The sequence below is a fragment of the Pseudomonas sp. B21-009 genome (assembly GCF_024749345.1).
Taxonomy (GTDB): Bacteria; Pseudomonadota; Gammaproteobacteria; order Pseudomonadales; family Pseudomonadaceae; genus Aquipseudomonas.
Genome location: NZ_CP087199.1, coordinates 2,513,177 through 2,529,405, shown reverse-complemented (window position 1 = coordinate 2,529,405; position 16,229 = coordinate 2,513,177). Strand labels below are relative to the sequence as shown.

General features: G+C 62.7%; 11 protein-coding genes. 6 read left to right on the top strand and 5 right to left on the bottom strand.

Going from position 1 to position 16,229, the window contains the following annotated elements; genetic code table 11:
- Positions 1-67: 67 nt before the first annotated feature.
- On the bottom strand, positions 68-1,087 hold the full coding sequence (gene sohB / locus LOY34_RS11735; RefSeq protein ID WP_093383647.1) for a protease SohB: 1,020 nt from the start codon (positions 1,085-1,087) through the stop codon (positions 68-70).
- 196 nt (positions 1,088-1,283) lie between these two features.
- Between sohB and LOY34_RS11730 the strand changes: the two genes are divergently transcribed.
- Positions 1,284-1,994, top strand: a complete 711-nt coding sequence (locus LOY34_RS11730; protein WP_258664852.1) for a histidine phosphatase family protein — start codon at positions 1,284-1,286, stop codon at positions 1,992-1,994.
- A gap of 56 nt (positions 1,995-2,050) precedes the next feature.
- Positions 2,051-2,368, top strand: a complete 318-nt coding sequence (locus LOY34_RS11725; protein ID WP_195883857.1) for an SCP2 sterol-binding domain-containing protein — start codon at positions 2,051-2,053, stop codon at positions 2,366-2,368.
- A 55-nt stretch (positions 2,369-2,423) separates the two neighbouring features.
- Here LOY34_RS11725 and LOY34_RS11720 read toward each other — a convergent pair whose 3' ends face one another.
- Positions 2,424-7,610 (bottom strand): dermonecrotic toxin domain-containing protein, encoded by a 5,187-nt coding sequence (locus LOY34_RS11720; protein WP_258664849.1) that lies wholly within the window; start codon positions 7,608-7,610, stop codon positions 2,424-2,426.
- A gap of 201 nt (positions 7,611-7,811) precedes the next feature.
- Between LOY34_RS11720 and LOY34_RS11715 the strand changes: the two genes are divergently transcribed.
- From LOY34_RS11715 to LOY34_RS11705, 3 genes are all read left to right on the top strand, one after another.
- On the top strand, positions 7,812-8,879 hold the full coding sequence (locus tag LOY34_RS11715; RefSeq protein ID WP_195883855.1) for a phosphotransferase family protein: 1,068 nt from the start codon (positions 7,812-7,814) through the stop codon (positions 8,877-8,879).
- Positions 8,880-8,901: 22 nt separating this feature from the next.
- The gene (locus tag LOY34_RS11710; protein ID WP_123565977.1) at positions 8,902-9,669 is read left to right on the top strand and encodes an SDR family oxidoreductase; all 768 of its coding nucleotides are present in this window, start codon (positions 8,902-8,904) and stop codon (positions 9,667-9,669) included.
- Positions 9,670-9,811: 142 nt separating this feature from the next.
- On the top strand, positions 9,812-10,591 hold the full coding sequence (locus LOY34_RS11705) for a TSUP family transporter (protein WP_045198562.1): 780 nt from the start codon (positions 9,812-9,814) through the stop codon (positions 10,589-10,591).
- Here LOY34_RS11705 and nudC read toward each other — a convergent pair.
- Together nudC and LOY34_RS11695 are read right to left on the bottom strand one after the other, a co-directional pair.
- Complete coding sequence (nudC, locus tag LOY34_RS11700; RefSeq protein WP_195883854.1) at positions 10,559-11,389, bottom strand: NAD(+) diphosphatase; 831 nt, start codon at positions 11,387-11,389, stop codon at positions 10,559-10,561. The two genes, LOY34_RS11705 and nudC, sit on opposite strands and share 33 nt — an antisense overlap.
- 33 nt (positions 11,390-11,422) lie before the next feature.
- The gene (locus LOY34_RS11695) at positions 11,423-12,235 is read right to left on the bottom strand and encodes a crotonase/enoyl-CoA hydratase family protein (protein WP_045198558.1); all 813 of its coding nucleotides are present in this window, start codon (positions 12,233-12,235) and stop codon (positions 11,423-11,425) included.
- Between the two features lie 158 nt (positions 12,236-12,393).
- Here LOY34_RS11695 and nhaB point away from each other — a divergent pair, with 158 nt between their 5' ends.
- Complete coding sequence (gene nhaB, locus LOY34_RS11690; protein WP_195883853.1) at positions 12,394-13,896, top strand: sodium/proton antiporter NhaB; 1,503 nt, start codon at positions 12,394-12,396, stop codon at positions 13,894-13,896.
- 528 nt (positions 13,897-14,424) lie between these two features.
- Here nhaB and LOY34_RS11685 read toward each other — a convergent pair.
- The gene (locus tag LOY34_RS11685; RefSeq protein WP_258664844.1) at positions 14,425-16,221 is read right to left on the bottom strand and encodes a glycoside hydrolase family 15 protein; all 1,797 of its coding nucleotides are present in this window, start codon (positions 16,219-16,221) and stop codon (positions 14,425-14,427) included.
- Positions 16,222-16,229: the final 8 nt, after the last annotated feature.

Below are 16,229 nucleotides of genomic sequence, written 5' to 3'. Positions count from 1 at the left end.
CCTAGGAGACCTGCCGCAAGCACCGCCAGGGTGCTAATTAATGCTTGGGTGTTGCAGGGCTAGCCGGTTACCACAGCCGGCCACTCAGACGGCTCCAGAGCTTGACCGCCAGGTGTTCGAGCGAACCGCTGGCTGCCAGGCCCACACGTTCCTGCAGGCTTTTGCGCTCGGCAAAGTGCAGATGATACAGGTTGGCCTCGCGGGCGCGCTGGCTCAGGTACTCGTCGCTGGTCATCAACTGGTCGACCAGTTGCTTGTTCAGCGCGGCAACGCCGAGCCAGACCTCACCGGTGGCAACATCATCGATGTGCAACTGCGGGCGGTAGCGCGAGACGAAGTCCTTGAACAACTGGTGGGTGATGTCCAGGTCTTCCTGGAACTTCTCCCGGCCTTTTTCGGTGTTCTCGCCGAACACGGTCACGGTGCGTTTGTATTCACCGGCGGTGAACACTTCGAAGTCGACGTCGTGTTTTTTCAGCAGGCGGTTGACGTTGGGCAACTGCGCCACCACGCCGATCGAACCAAGGATGGCAAAGGGTGCGCTGACGATCTTGTCGCCGATGCAGGCCATCATGTAGCCACCGCTGGCGGCGACCTTGTCGATGCACACGGTCAATGGCACGCCAGCCTGGCGAATACGCGCCAGTTGCGAGGCCGCCAGGCCATAGCTATGGACCATCCCACCGCCGCTTTCAAGGCGCAGCACCACCTCGTCCTGGGCCGTGGCCAGGCTCAGCACCGCGCTGATTTCATGGCGCAGGCTCTCGGTGGCCGAGGCCTTGATGTCGCCGTCGAAGTCGAGGACGAACACCCGGCTTTTTTCTTCGGGCTTTTTCTTCAGTTGTTTTTCGGCCTTGGCCTGCTGCTTGCGCAAGGCTTTTAACTGGGCCTTGTCCAGCAAGCTGCTTTCCAGGCGCTCACGCAAGTCTTTATAGAACTCATTGAGCTTGTTGACCTGCAACTGGCCGCCGCCCTTGCGCCGGCCCTTGCCGCGCAAACCGGCAATTGCCGAGAGGACAATCAGAATCGCGATCACCAGGGTCGCGGTCTTGGCGAGAAAGCTTGCGTACTCTGCAAGAAACTCCACAGTAACTCCTTAACATGCCTGCGCCCGTGCGGCGCGAACCGATAGTCAAGCATACCGAGGCCGCCCTGCCCCTGCCAGCGCAGGAAATCTTCGGCAATGCAGTTCAAACGCTCTTTTCAAACGCTTGTATGTTTTTTCGTTGACAGCCTGACAGCGGCAACCTAACCTCGGCTCATCCTTAGCGCAGGCGGACGACGTGGGCAGTATCTACCTGATTCGACATGGCCAGGCTTCATTTGGTGCAGACGACTACGACGTCCTCTCGCCCGTTGGCATGCGCCAGAGCGAGGCCCTGGGCGAGCACCTGGCGCAACTGGGCTTGCGCCTGGACCGCTGCCTGGCCGGCGACCTGCGCCGCCAGCAGGACACCGCGCGCCTGGCCATGGCCGTGATGCACAACGCCGGTTGCGAAGTGCCCACGCTGGAGACCGACAATGCCTTCAACGAATTCGATGTCGACGGCGTGATCCGCGGCCTGCTGCCTGGCCTGTTGCCGGACGAGCCCGAAGCCTTGCACGTGCTGCGCAACGGCACTCAGAACCGCAGCGAGTTCCAGCGCCTGTTCGCCTTGCTGGTGCAGCGCTGGCACGGCGGCGAACATGCCTGCGAAGGCGCCGAGAGCTGGCAAGGCTTTGTCCAGCGGGTCGATGGCGGCCTGCAGCGGGTGCTGCAACAGGCTGGTAACGGCGACAACATTGCCATTTTCACCTCGGGCGGCACCATTGCCGCCCTGCTCCACCTGGTAACCCGTATCACTGCCGGCCAGGCTTTCGAGCTGAACTGGCAGATCATCAACACCTCGCTCAGCCAACTGAAGTTTCGCGGCCGCGAGGTGGCCCTGGCTTCCTTCAACAGCCAGGCCCATGTGCAGCTGTTGAAGGCGCCGGAGCTCATCACCTACCGATGAACCCCGGCTCGTTGTGACCTCACCCGTCACGCAAATCACTTAATAAGGAACACACCATGAGCGATGTAGCAAAAGCCGTCGAAGCGATGAAAGCCAAGTTCAACCCAGCCGCCGCCGCTGGCCTGGACCTGGTATTCGGTTTCAACATCACTGATGAAGACAAGCACTACGCCCTCATCGTCAAGGATGGCACCTGCGAAATCCAGGAAGGCGAAAACGCCGACGCCAACTGCACCCTGGTGCTGGACAGCGACACCCTCAAGGGAATCGTCAGCGGCGACACCGACGGCATGCAGGCCTTCATGGGCGGCAAGCTGCGCGTTGAAGGCGACATGATGCTGTCGATGAAACTGAGCGAGCTGTTCCCGGCCTGATCGGCTGGCAGCGATAAAAAAACCGAAGCCTGGGCTTCGGTTTTTTTGTGCTGGCTCAACCCGCGTCACGTCCAATTTCTTCTTTCGTCAGCACCCCTGGAAGCTCGTTTTCCCTCGCTTCCCGGGCATCCTGCAGTTTCCTGTAGGCCTGAATCCATGTGGCTTCATCGTAGGCTAGCTGCGCCAGCTCGCTGGGTGCCAGCGCAAATGCCGAGGCCAGCTGTTCAGCCGTCTCCCCCGCTACCACAGGAAGCGGCGTCGTCAGGTCTGCTTGCGTTCCTCGTAGCCGTTGCAAGTCTTCCATGAAACCGATCGCAGGATCGAAGATGCTGGCCAATTGAGCCTGTAGCGCGTCGTAGCGCGCACGATATTTGCGCCTGAGGTAATCCTGCCAATAGATTTCCTGGGTCATCCATTCAGGCAGCAGAGCCGCCTGATCCTGGCGGATGATACGCGCAGCCTCAGCCAGCATATCGCTGGTGACCCAGAACACCGTATGGCCATGGATCATTTCTGTCGGTTGATGACGTAAGCCCAAGCGTTCAGCCAGATGAATCCGGTAATACAGCTCCACTTCGATCGCATCGATAAAGTGCACGAACTGCGGATCGGCCTGCCAGCCGCGGATCTGCTCCGCCACATAGGTGCGCAGGCGTTGCAGGCACCAGCGGCTGATGCCCAGGGCCAGCAACTGTCGACTTGCCTGGCCACCCTGACCGAGTGCCTGATCGGCCTCTCGCAGCCCCTGCAGGTCACTGAATACCACGATATCGCGGTCCTCGCAGGTATCGGCGTCAACGGCCTGGGCGAACAGTTGCCTGCCCAGTTGTTCAGGGTCCGCTGCAGCCGCCTCGATCAATTGCACAGCCTGAGGCTCGGTTACTTGCCCGTTGGTCAGCAACCGGGCCAGCAAACGCCTGAACGAGCGTGACTCAGGCAGGCGAAACAGCTCCAGCGCGGTGTGCTCCTGCTCTTCAGTCAGCTGCTGATAGGCGCTCAGGTCGGTGTCCCCTCCGTCATCCAGCACCTCCTCGGTACCCACATCCGCCCCGGGCTCGGCCTGAACCTGCATGCGCTCCCGAATCAAGCGGGTAGTCAGCGCCTCGCTCATGCCCTGGTAGCCAAACGACAGGCCCGGCATTCGTCCGGCGCCAGCAGGCACTTCGATAATGGCATTGCCTTCGAGGCGAACTTCAACGTTCGCGGTGGTCTCAAGCCCCAGCGGCCAGCCAGTGATGTGCGCGTCCGGCAACGCCAAGAGGCGCAGCCGCGGCATCTGGCGGATGTCCGGAGTGCGCATCAACGGGTTATGGCCCATGGACAACTCACGCAAGTTGGTTATGCCCGCCAGCTCACTGACATCGGCTTCGCTCAGGGTGATGTTGTTGCGGGTCAGGTACAGCCGGCGCAGGTTCGGCATCCCGGCCAATTCGGCAAACGCGCCTGGGCCGAAGCTGGCTTGGTTCTCCATTAGCGACAAGAAACGCAAGCTGGATAGCTGCCGCAAAGGCGCCAGTTGTTCGGCCGTGACAGTGACCGGCGAGGGCGACACGCCCCGAAGATCCAGCGACCACAAACGCCGAAGTCCGCCCAAGCGTGCCAGGTGGGCCAACCCTGTTCGGCTATAAGTGAGATCCAGCACCCGCAACTCACTCAGTTGGCCAATGTTCTGCGGGATCTGCGTGATCGGCGTGTGTCGTACGCTCAAGCGGCGCAGGTTGGGGAAGGCGCGCAAGAATTCTGCTGGCAACTCACTGATGGCCGTCATGCTGCTCAACTCCAACTCGAGAATCTGGTCGATGGGGCTCGCAAGAGGCGGCAGCGCATCCACCCCAGGGGAGTTGAGTGTCAGTAGGTAGCCAGGCGCCCCATCCAGTTGATACTCGCTGACCTCAAGTGGCGCCCTGCTGCGAAGTTGCCAGACATCCAGCAACTGCATCGCCAGTTGCCTGCGCCGTTCGCGGACAGTGGTTGTATCCCCCTGCTCGACCCAGGCTGACAAGCCTTGGCGTTCGCTTTCAAGCTCCTGCTCCAGGTCACCAATCACACTCTCCAGCGCTTCGCCTTGCAAGCCAACATTGCGAAAAAAATCGCGCAACTGTTCATCGGTATAGTCGGGAAACAGGTTGCGCAAACGCTGCTCGTAAGTACGTGGCAACAAGCGCCCGATCGTACCACCCAAGGGGTAGCCACGGCGCCCCGCCCCGACCGACAGTGGCGGCCTGAAGCGCCCCTGCTCCACCGCCATGCCCAACGCCAGCCGCGCCTTGGCAGGTTGACGCGCTGCCTGCGCCAGCAGGGCGCGGCGCAGTGCGGTGCTGTCACCGATGTTCAAGCCAAGCGCCACGCGCTCGCTGTCGGGCAAAGCCTGCAGCAGGCTGGTGAAGAAGCCGTGATCCGCTGTCTCAAGCCCGCTCAACTCGGCGTCATTTTCGTCGAAAGCGCGCCAGCCCCGGGCACTTTTAACCAGGGTTTTTCGCGACGTCGCGCCCGCGCTGCCAATGCTGTCGAGCTCAGTGCCGGACACACTGTCGCGGCGCACGCTCAAATGAACCGAGTCGCTCCAGCCGGACAATTCCGGCAACAAATGCAGGGCCAGCCGGTAGCTGTCGTCATTGGCCAGGTAGCTGATTTCGAGGCCTTCGCAAGCGCGTGACAGGCGTACTTGGCGCGACGCCTCGCGGGCCCGTTTGGCAAGCGTCAGCGGCACCCGCCCGGAAGCCTGCCAGCGGCTGCGCTCAACTTCGCTGGCAGCCTTGGCCAAGGCTTCGGCGAGCGGCCGCGACAGCCCCTGGAAATCCCGCTGCAACGCCATTTGCAGGGGGTCGAGCGGTTCACTCATATTCAGGTACAGGCTGTCGAAAATCCGTGACCTGGATGCCTGCATCTGCTCAGCTAGTTGCTGGCCGATCTCGGTTTCAAGGTCACGGGCCACGTGGTCATTACCAAACCAACGGCTGCGTTCGGCCACGCTCAAACCCTCTAACACGCTGCGAATCAGGCGTCCTGCGGCCAGGTCACTGCGCGAAAGCCTGATGGCGGCCACCTCAGGCTGCGCACGACCATACACCATCGGTTGCCCCCACAGTTCGGCACTGTCATACAGCTCGACGGCTTTGCCTTGCGGCCAGCGCGGTAACTCCGGCAGCAGCGATACCGGGTAGTTGAAGCCTGATTGCAACCCCTGCCCCGTCTTTACATTGTCGATCTGTGCCGCGATCAGGCGATCGATTTCAAACCGCCGCCTGACGTCGAGCAAGGCTGCCGGGGCGGGTTGGTCGTCACTGTAGACCGCACGCAGCTCAGCATCGCTGACGCCGCTGATGTCGGCCATGCGCTCAAGCGCCGCGTCTGCCCAACCTTCGAAGGCGTGCCCGAGCCTGCGCACCAGGGTCGGGCGTGGCCAACTGTCGACGCGCTCAAGCGCATGATGCCAGGCACCCTCACCGTTATGCTCAAGTACAGGCCGGTAAGCCTGAGGGTCGTCGGGGTGCTCGACACGCCATTTGCCCAGGTGCGAATCCTGGGTGATTTCCAATGGCTTGCCCTCGATGCGGATGTAGCGTTTGCCAGCGACCCGGTAAATGCCTTGCGCATCGGCAAAGTGGCCCTCCAGCAGTGCTGCGCTTTGCTGGTAAGGGGCAAGATCCGGTCGCCACAGGCGGACCTCATCCCCTGGTAGCTCGACCACTTCCAGCGCATCGATCGCCAGCGGCTGGCTCAACGCTGCACCCGCGGCGCCCGCGACCACACCCAGCCCGGCAGTAATAGCCAGGTTGATACCGAAGGACTGCAAATAGCTGATGGCCTGTTGCTGGTCATTGGCCTCCCAGGCTTGCAGGCCGTTGAACAGGTCGCCCAGCAGCTGCGCACCGAGGGCCACCATCATCACCTCGCCCAGGCCCGGTACGAAGAACGCTGCTACGTTGAGCATGCTAAAGCCCAAGTCCAGGTAATGATTCAACTCCTGCAGCCAGGCGTCGCGATCGACATCAGCGGTCGGCACCGCCAGGGTCCTGGCGTCGTCCCAGGCCCTGGTCAACATCGCGCTGTGCAGGTAGTCGAAGCACTCGCCGCGTATTTCCTGAAGCCTGGGTGGTTGCGCGTGCCAGTTGCCGCTTTGCTTGAACTGAGCGAACACGCGCGATTGCCCGCGACGGGCGAGGAAGCGACTGAAAAAACCCTGGAACTGCGGGTCTTGCAGGCGCGCCTTGAGGCTGCGGTAAAAATCGGCGTAGGAGTCGTATTCCTGCACAGGCTTGGCATCGCCCGGCATTACCACCACCACTGGCACCGGTAGCGCCTGGCTGGCAGGGTCGGGGCCGAGCAACAAAAAGCCGCCGCCCAGGGTGCTACCGAAGAGGTTGAGCAGGTAGCAACGCGAACCGTCGAACGCGCTGTTGCCACGTTCATACACCTTGTCGACTCTCAAGGTCTGTGTCGCCGGGGCACTTGCCGACTGCCTGAGCATCTGCTTGAGCATGCGGTAAGCCGGCTCGCTGATGTGGCCGGCGATACGCGCCGCGTGCACGTTGCTTTCGCAGCGGTCCCTGGCTGCCGATACCAGCGTGCGGCGCACGGCATCGCGACTGTGGGCGGCATCGAGAATCGACTTGAGATGGTCCTGGTACTGTTGGCCGATATCCAGTTCCCGGCACAGCTTTGCAAACTGCAGAGGGCTGATGGGCAGCTTGCTGGCATAACGGATGGATTGATGGGCGCGCCGCTCAGGGTCCACTGTCGAAGGGAAAGGTTGCAGGGCACCGACCGCCGTCACCGCACTGTAGGTATCGGTGCGAAAGATCTCTGCGTCGCTTGCAGTAAAATTCTGCAAGGCCGCCTGCAACAACGGTTGGCGTGATATCAACACCGAGGCCAGGCGATCTTCGCGCAACGAAGCATCATCGCGCATGTGCACCAGCTCATTGGCCGTTACGCTGATATCCAGCGCCAAGCGCTTGTTTAATTCAGCGCGCAACAGCGGCTCGGCAAACTCGCTGATACCCTTGATTTGCCTCAGAACCCGGGCGGCCGCAGCGCTGGAAGCCTGGGTACGCCTCAGGCTGTCGTTCAATGCCTGGCGCAGTTGCGCGTCAGTATCTGCGGCACTCTTCGCGGGAGGCAGTTGACGTTGATGCAGCTCTTTGATGGCATGGGTGCTGGCATGGCTCAGCCAGGTGGGGATCTGCTGGTTGAAATAACGCTCGTGGCTCTTGAAAGGCGTCAGGGTGTCGGCGGTCATTGTCGCTGCCTCATGGATGGCGGAAGGCAGCAGTCAATCAAAGGCACGCAGGGAGCGGGGTGTAGTTATATATGCGCAGCCGATCAAACCTGCTGATTGTGCTGCAACACGCTCACCTATAACGCCCGGGTGTGCTTGTGAGCGTGCGCGGCAGGAATTAGATTGGCCAATAATCTCTGGCTTTTAACATAAGGGAAACGCATGACGCTCACCGACCAGTCCACCCAGGTCCGCCCCGGCGAAGAACTTGATGCCGCAGTGATCGACCCTTATCTGAAAGCGCATATCCAGGGCCTGGCCGGTGCGCCGACCATCAGCCAGTTCCCCGGCGGCGCCTCGAACCTGACCTACCTGGTGCAATACCCCGGGCGCGAGTTTGTGCTGCGCCGCCCGCCTTTTGGTCACAAGGCCAAATCTGCCCATGACATGGGCCGCGAGTTCCGCATCCTCAACCAGCTCAACAGCGGCTTCCCCTATTGCCCCAAGGCCTACGTGCATTGCACCGACGAGTCGCTGATCGGCGGCGAGTTCTATGTCATGGACCGGGTCAAGGGCATCATCTTGCGCTCGGACCTGCCGCCGGAGCTGGGCCTGGATGCCCAACGTACCGAGGTCCTGTGCAAGAGCTTCATCGAGCGCATGGTCGAGCTGCACCAGGTCGACTACAACGCCTGCGGCCTGGGCGACCTGGGCAAGCCCGAAGGCTACGTGCAACGCCAGATCGAGGGCTGGGCCAGCCGCTACGAAAAAGCCCTGACCGCCGATGCGCCACGCTGGGAAAAGGTCATCGCCTGGCTGCGCGAGAAAATGCCGGCCGATCACCCCAAGCCTGCCATCGTGCACAACGACTACCGCTTCGACAACGTCATCCTCGATGCCGACAACCCCATGCGCATCATCGGCGTGCTCGACTGGGAAATGACCACCATTGGCGACCCGCTGATGGACCTGGGCAACACCCTGGCCTACTGGATTCAAGCCGACGACCCGGCACCGGTGCAACTGATGCGCCGCCAGCCAAGCAACGCCCCGGGCATGCTGAGCCGCCAGCAGTTTGTCGACTACTACGGCGAACGCGCCGGGATCAAAATCGACAACTACGACTTCTACTACACCTACGGCCTGTTCCGCCTGGCCGGCATCGTTCAGCAGATCTACTACCGGTTCTTCCACGGCCAGACCCAGGACAAGCGCTTCGCCCAGTTCATTCACATGAACACGCTGCTGGAGCACATGAGCCTGCAGGTCATCGGCAAGTCCCCACTCTGACGACTCCAACAAGGAAAAGACCATGTCCAAGACCCAACTGTTCGACCTCGACGGCAAAGTCGCCTTCGTCTCCGGCGCCAGCCGCGGCATCGGCGAAGCCATCGCCCACCTGCTGGCCCAGCAAGGCGCCCATGTGATCGTTTCGAGCCGCAAGCTCGAGGGTTGCCAGCAGGTCGCCGAGGCGATCATCGCCGCCGGCGGCAAGGCCACCGCGGTTGCCTGCCACATCGGCGAGATGGAGCAGATCAGCCAGGTCTTCGCCGGCATTCGCGAACAGTTCGGGCGCCTGGACATCCTGGTCAACAACGCCGCCACCAACCCGCAGTTCTGCAACGTGCTGGACACTGACCTTGGCGCCTTCCAGAAGACCGTCGACGTCAACATCCGCGGTTACTTCTTCATGTCGGTGGAAGCCGGCAAGCTGATGCGCGACAACGGTGGCGGCAGCATCATCAACGTCGCCTCGATCAACGGCGTGTCGCCGGGGATCTTCCAGGGCATCTACTCGGTGACCAAGGCGGCGGTGATCAACATGACCAAGGTCTTCGCCAAGGAATGCGCGCCGTTCGGTATCCGCTGCAACGCCCTGCTGCCGGGCCTGACCGATACCAAATTCGCCTCGGCGCTGGTCAAGAACGATGCGATCCTCAACACCGCCCTGCAGCAGATCCCGCTCAAGCGCGTGGCCGACCCGAAAGAGATGGCCGGCGCGGTGCTGTACCTGGCCAGCGACGCGTCGAGCTACACCACCGGCGTGGCGTTGAATGTCGACGGTGGCTTTTTGTCCTGATGAAAGCATCGCGGGGCAGGCCCGCCCCTACAGTAGGAGCGGGCTAGCCCCGCGATGAGGCCCTGACAGACAGCCCCGATCTCCATTACCATATCGACCCTTCGGCGCAGCCCTTCTGCGCCCAGTCGATTAAGCCCACGCCATGCCTTTCGAACTCAGCGTAGACCCCACCACCCTGGCGATTCTTGCCGCCGTCGCTTTCGTTGCCGGTTTCATCGATGCCATTGCCGGCGGTGGCGGCCTGCTCACCACCCCGGCGCTGCTCACCGCCGGCATGCCACCGCACCTGGTGCTGGGCACCAACAAGCTCAGCTCGACCTTCGGCTCGGCCACCGCCGGCTTCACCTACTACCGGCGCAAGCTGTTCCACCCGGCGCAGTGGCGTCATGCCCTGGTCGGTACTTTTATCGGTGCCCTGATCGGCGCGGTGGTGGCCCACTACCTGCCGGCCGAATGGCTGAACAAGATGCTGCCGGTGATCGTCTTTCTCTGTGGCGTTTACCTGCTGTTCGGCGGCACGCCCAAGGCGCCGCTGGATGCCGATGCGCCGGTGAAAAAGAAGTGGCAGATCCCCCAAGGCTTCACCCTGGGCTTCTACGACGGCGTGGCCGGCCCAGGCACCGGCGCGTTCTGGACCGTCAGCACGCTGCTGCTTTACCCCATCGACCTGGTCAAGGCCAGCGGCGTGGCGCGCAGCATGAACTTCGTCAGTAACGCCGCAGCGCTGTCGGTGTTTATCTTCTCCGGCCAGGTCGACTGGCTGGTGGGCCTGTCGATGGGCTCGGCACTGATGGTCGGCGCGTTCTTCGGCGCGCGCACCGCCATCAGCGGCGGCAGCAAGTTCATCCGCCCGGTGTTCATCACCGTGGTGCTGGCGCTGACCGTGCGCCTAGCGTGGCAGCACTGGTTCGGCCAGGCCTAGACGGCGAGCCACATACAGGTCGATCAGATAGCGCGCAATCGAACGCCCCGCCGGCAACGGCGGTAGCGCATCGACGCGAAACCACTGGGCGTCCTCGATCTCGTCCGGTTGCATGACGATCTCGCCGCCGGCGTACTCGGCATGAAAACCGAGCATCATCGAATGCGGGAACGGCCAGCACTGGCTGCCGACGTACTGGATGTTCTGCACCTCGATCGCCACCTCTTCGCGCACTTCGCGCACCAGGCAGTCTTCGGCCGATTCGCCAGGCTCGGCGAAGCCTGCCAGGGTGCTGTACACGCCGCTGACAAAGCGCGGTGAACGGGCCAGGAGGATTTCGTCGCCACGGCTGATCAGCACGATCATGCTCGGCGAGATGCGCGGGTAGCTGCGTAAATCACACGGCGCGCAGTACATCGCCCGCTCCCAGTGGATTTGCTCCATGGCCTGGCCGCAGCTGCCACAGAAGCGGTGCTCGCGGGCCCAGGTGCCGATCTGCGCGGCATAGCCAAGAATCTTGTAGGTCTCGAAGTCGCCTTCGAGCATGAACTGACGCAAGCCGCGCCAGCTACAGCCGGCTACCACCTGCGGGCTGCGCAATTCCAGAAGGAACACCGGCTGGCCATCGAAATGGCCGATACCGTGTTCGCAAAGTACATCCAGCGCCTGGCGCTTGAGCCAGTCGCGCGGGAACAGCGCGCCGTTGTCATCGACCAGAAAACCCTCGCGGCTGCGGGCAACCGCCCAGCCGCCGGTGAGGTTTGTGTCCAGTACTGCGGTGGTCCAACGCGCTGACATGTGCCGGTTCCTTGCGGGGTTCGCCGCCGGGGGTCAGTCGGCGAACTCGGGTTTCTGTTTGCTCATGTGGGCGGCAACCGCCACCCGCAGATCGGTGGATTGCAGCATGGCGGCGTTCCAGGTGGCGATGTACTCCAGGCCATCGTCGATGCGGTGATCGCGCATGTAGCTGATCATGTGCTTGGTGCCGGCCACGGCAATGGGAGATTTTCCCGCAATTTCGGCGGCAATGGCAAAGACTCCGTCAAGCAGTGCCTCATGGCTGTCAAACACACGGTTGACCAGGCCGATGCGCTGGGCTTCGTCGGCGGCGACATTGCGCCCGGTGTAGGCCAGTTCGCGCATGATGCCGTCGCCGATGATCCGTGGCAGGCGCTGCAGGGTGCCAACGTCGGCGGCCATGCCCATGTCGACTTCCTTGATCGAGAACTGCGCGTCGCTGCTGCAGTAACGCATGTCGCAGGCCGAGACCAGGTCGATGGCGCCGCCGATGCAGTAACCCTGGATCGCCGCCAGCACCGGCTTGCGGCAGTTGTCCACGGCATTGAACGAGGCCTGCATGCGCAGGATGGTGCGGCGCAGCAGGCGCGCGTTGCGGCCGACGTCCTTGCCCAGTTCGTTAGCCACCGAGGCCAGCAGCATCAGGTCGATGCCGGAAGAAAAATGCTTGCCGGCACCGCTGATGACCACCGCGCGCACTTCGTCGGTTTCATCGATCCAGCGGAAGATCTCGACGATTTCGCTCCAGAACGCCGCGTTCATGGCGTTGTACTTTTCCGGGCGGTTGATCTGCACGTGGGCGATGCGGTTGTTCAGTTCGACCTTGAACGCTTGGTAGTCAGTCACGGTGCTCTCCTTGAAGGCGGCGAGGTTGATCGCAGGACTATAACAAGGTGCCCGTCGGCGCCAAGGCCGCGCTTGTGCCAAAACCGGGACTTTTACCTTGATCTCCGTTCGCACATGCGGCACTTTGCCCAGCTGTTGAATCATAAGGATACATTTTCATGTCCCGCTCCCTGGCCGGCGCCCTGGCCCACAATTTTCTTGGCCAGTCGCCGCGCTGGTACAAGGCTACCTTGTGCCTGTTCCTGCTGCTCAATCCCCTGCTGCTGTTCACCCTCGGCCCGGTGGTGGCCGGCTGGGTGCTGGTGATCGAGTTCATCTTCACCCTCGGCATGGCGCTCAAGTGCTACCCGCTGATGCCCGGCGGCCTGCTGATGGTCGAAGCCCTGCTGCTGGGCATGACCACGCCGCAAGCGCTGTATGAAGAGCTGCAGCACAACTTTCCGGTGATCCTGCTGCTGATGTTCATGGTCGCCGGTATCTACTTCATGAAGGACCTGCTGCTGTTCGTGTTTTCGCGGATTCTTCTCGGCGTGCGCTCCAAGGCCCTGCTGGCCTTGCTGTTCTGTTTTCTCTCGGCCTTTCTTTCGGCGTTTCTCGATGCGCTGACGGTGACGGCGGTGATCATCAGCGCGGCGGTCGGCTTTTACTCGGTGTATCACCGCGTCGCTTCCGGCGCCAACCCACGGGAAGACTCGGACCTGGACAGCGACCAGCACGTCGCCCACCTGCACCGCGAAGACCTGCAGCAATTTCGCGCATTCTTGCGCAGCCTGCTGATGCACGGCGCCGTCGGTACCGCCCTGGGCGGCGTGTGCACCCTGGTCGGCGAGCCGCAGAACCTGCTGATCGGCCACGAAATGGGCTGGCACTTCGCCGAGTTCTTCCTCAAGGTGGCGCCGGTGTCGCTGCCGGTGCTGGTGGCAGGCCTGGTGACCTGCGTGCTGCTGGAGAAACTGCGCTGGTTCGGCTACGGCACCCTGCTGCCGGACAACGTGCGCCAGGTGCTGGCCGCCTATGCCGCCGAAGACGACGCTCAGCGCACCACCCAGCAACGTGCCGCACTGGTGGTGCAAGGCCTGGCAGCGCTGATCCTGATCATCGGCCTGGGCCTGCATGTGGCCGAAGTCGGCCTGATCGGCCTGCTGGTGATCGTGCTGATTACCGCCTTTACCGGCATCACCGACGAACACCGCCTGGGCCGCGCGTTCCAGGACGCCATGCCGTTCACCTCATTGTTGGTGGTGTTCTTTGCCGTGGTCGCGGTGATCCACCAGCAGCAGCTGTTTACCCCGCTGATCCAGTGGGTACTGGCGCTGCCGGCCGATCAGCAGCCGGGCATGCTGTTTATCGCCAACGGCCTGTTGTCGGCGATCAGCGACAACGTGTTCGTCGCCACTATCTATATCACCGAGGTCAAGCAGGCGTTTGTCAACGGCGGCATGAGCCGTGAACACTTCGAGACCCTGGCGGTGGCGATCAACACCGGCACCAACCTGCCGAGCGTGGCCACGCCCAACGGCCAGGCGGCATTCCTGTTCCTGCTGACCTCGGCGATTGCGCCTCTGATTCGCCTGTCGTATGGGCGCATGGTGTGGATGGCGCTGCCCTATACCGTGGTCATGGGCGGCCTTGGGTGGTGGGCGGTGACCTACTGGTTGTAACGCTGACTGCACGGGCCTGTGGGAGCAACTGTCTTAAGCAGCTTGCAAGTATTGGGGCAGCCAGGCTGTGTTTGAGCTGATCCATTTGATGGTGAGGGGCTGCCGGCGCCTTCCGCCCTTACGGCGGGTCACTTTTGCTTGGCGGCAAAAGTAACCAAAAACGCCCTGTCCCTTCATCGGCCCTGCGCTGCGCTCCGGGTTCCCTCCTTCCACCCTTGCTCCCGTGGGGGCGCGCCGAAGGGCCGTCCCTGGCCCTGCGGCGCTCGCCGGCCATCCATGGCCGTCGCCCCACTACGCAAGGGTTCCACTCGGCCTTCTGCAAGGGACGATCGGTGGCGCCTGCAATTACGTACATCTAGAAGCAGAGTGCTTTTTTGCTTTTGCTTCTCGTGCATCGCCGGTCCATTCGCCGACAAGGCGCAAAGGTGAAGTGTGAGCAGCATCGCCAATGGATCAGCTCGCGCCTCTAAAGGCCTACGCTACCTGTGGGAGCGGCGGTGCGGCGACCCGATTTGACCCGCGATGCCTTTAACCACATTGCGCCCGGTCGCGCACCGGGCACTGGGCGCGGTGCAGGTTCAGCGCGGTGTTGATGATGCCGATATGGCTGAAAGCCTGGGGGAAATTGCCGAGCATGCGCCGGCCCAGCGGGTCGTACTGCTCGGCCAGCAGGCCGACGTCGTTGCACAGGGCCGCAAGACGTTCGAACAAGGTCCTGGCCTCCTCCTCCCGCCCCAGCAGCACATAGACATCCGCCAGCCAGAACGAGCAGACCAGGAAGGTCCCCTCACCCGGCGTCAGCCCATCGCAACCGCTGTCGCTGTCATAGCGCAGCAACAGGCCATTGCGTAGCAGACGCTGCTCGATGCGCGCAAGGGTGGCGAGAAAGCGCGGATCATCCGCCGGCAGGAAGCCGGTCAGGGCAATCTGCAGCAGGCTGGCATCCATTTCGGTCGAACCATAAGCCTGGACGAAACAGCCCAGCTGCCCATCGAAGCCCTGTTCACACACCTGCCGGTGAATCCTGGCCGCCACCTGACGGTAATGCCCGGCGCGCGCCTGACCTTCTTCGGTGGTATCGCTCAAGCCGGCAGCGCGGTCGAAGGCCACCCAGGCCATGACTTTGGAATGGGTGAAGTGCTGCTGCCCGCCACGCACCTCCCAGATGCCCTCGTCCGGCTGCTGCCAGGTTTTTTCCAGGTACGGCATGATCAACCGGGCAATCGCCGCGCTGCGCGGGTGGCGCGGCAGGCCACCACGAATTGCCTGGCTCATGGCATCGGCGACCTCGCCATAAATATCCAGTTGGTGCTGCAACGCTGCGGCATTACCGATACGCACCGGTTGCGCACCTTCATAACCGGCCAGCCACGGCACTTCATACTCCGCCAGCCGCCGCTCGCCGGCCAGGCCGTACATGATCTGCATCTGCTCGGGGTTGCCGGCCACCGAGCGCAGCAGCCATTCGCGCCAGGCCTGGGCCTCTTCGAAGTAACCAAGGTTCATGAACGCCAGCAAGGTCATGGTCGCATCACGCAGCCAGCAATAGCGGTAGTCCCAGTTGCGCTCACAGCCCAGGCGCTCGGGCAACGAGGTGGTCACCGCCGCGACAATGCCGCCGGTGGGCGCGTAGGTCATGGCCTTGAGGGTAAGCAGTGAACGCTTGACCAGCGCCGTCCAGGGGCCGACGTCCGGGCAGCGCGACGAAAACTGCTGCCACTGCTCCCGGGTCCGTTGCAAAGCTTGCTCGGCATCGAACGCTGCAGGCAATGGCAGGTGTGACGCCTGGTGGCTCAGGCTGAAGGCCAGGCGCTGGCCGGCCTTGACGGTAAAGCGGCTGCCGGTGTGGTGATCCAGGGCCTGGGTGGCGGCGCCGCTGCGCAGTATCAGCCGGTCGGGGCCAACCACCGCCGAGAGCACCAGCGGCTCGGCCTTTTCGACCCAAGGCACACTGTTGCCATAGTCAAAGCGCATCACCAGGTCCATCTCGAACGGCACTTCGCCTTCCAGGCCCTCGACAATGCGCAGCACGCTGTTGTGTTCAGCCAGGGGCATGCAGTCGATCAGGCGCGCACGGCCGCTGGCGGTGGTGAAGGTGGTGTGCAGGATCAGGGTGCCGTCCAGGTATTCACGGCTGACCTGCACCAAAGGCTCGCTCGGCGCCAGGCGCCAGCGGCCGTTTTCTTCATTGCCGAGCAAGGCGGCAAACACCGCCGGGGAGTCGAACCTGGGCAGGCTCAGCCAGTCCAGGGAGCCGTCGCGGCCTACCAGCGCGGCGCTGCGACAGTTACCCAGCAGGGCGTAGTCTTCGATCAAACCCGGCATTCATCCCC

Bases quoted from the DNA above. Each gene is read 5' to 3' on its own strand.
- LOY34_RS11725 (WP_195883857.1), top strand. From the start codon at position 2,051: ATGAGCGATGTAGCAAAAGCCGTCGAAGCGATGAAAGCCAAGTTCAAC.
- LOY34_RS11720 (WP_258664849.1), bottom strand. From the start codon at position 7,610: ATGACCGCCGACACCCTGACGCCTTTCAAGAGCCACGAGCGTTATTTC.
- LOY34_RS11715 (WP_195883855.1), top strand. From the start codon at position 7,812: ATGACGCTCACCGACCAGTCCACCCAGGTCCGCCCCGGCGAAGAACTT.
- LOY34_RS11710 (WP_123565977.1), top strand. From the start codon at position 8,902: ATGTCCAAGACCCAACTGTTCGACCTCGACGGCAAAGTCGCCTTCGTC.
- LOY34_RS11705 (WP_045198562.1), top strand. From the start codon at position 9,812: ATGCCTTTCGAACTCAGCGTAGACCCCACCACCCTGGCGATTCTTGCC.
- nudC (WP_195883854.1), bottom strand. From the start codon at position 11,389: ATGTCAGCGCGTTGGACCACCGCAGTACTGGACACAAACCTCACCGGC.
- nhaB (WP_195883853.1), top strand. From the start codon at position 12,394: ATGTCCCGCTCCCTGGCCGGCGCCCTGGCCCACAATTTTCTTGGCCAG.
- LOY34_RS11685 (WP_258664844.1), bottom strand. From the start codon at position 16,221: ATGCCGGGTTTGATCGAAGACTACGCCCTGCTGGGTAACTGTCGCAGC.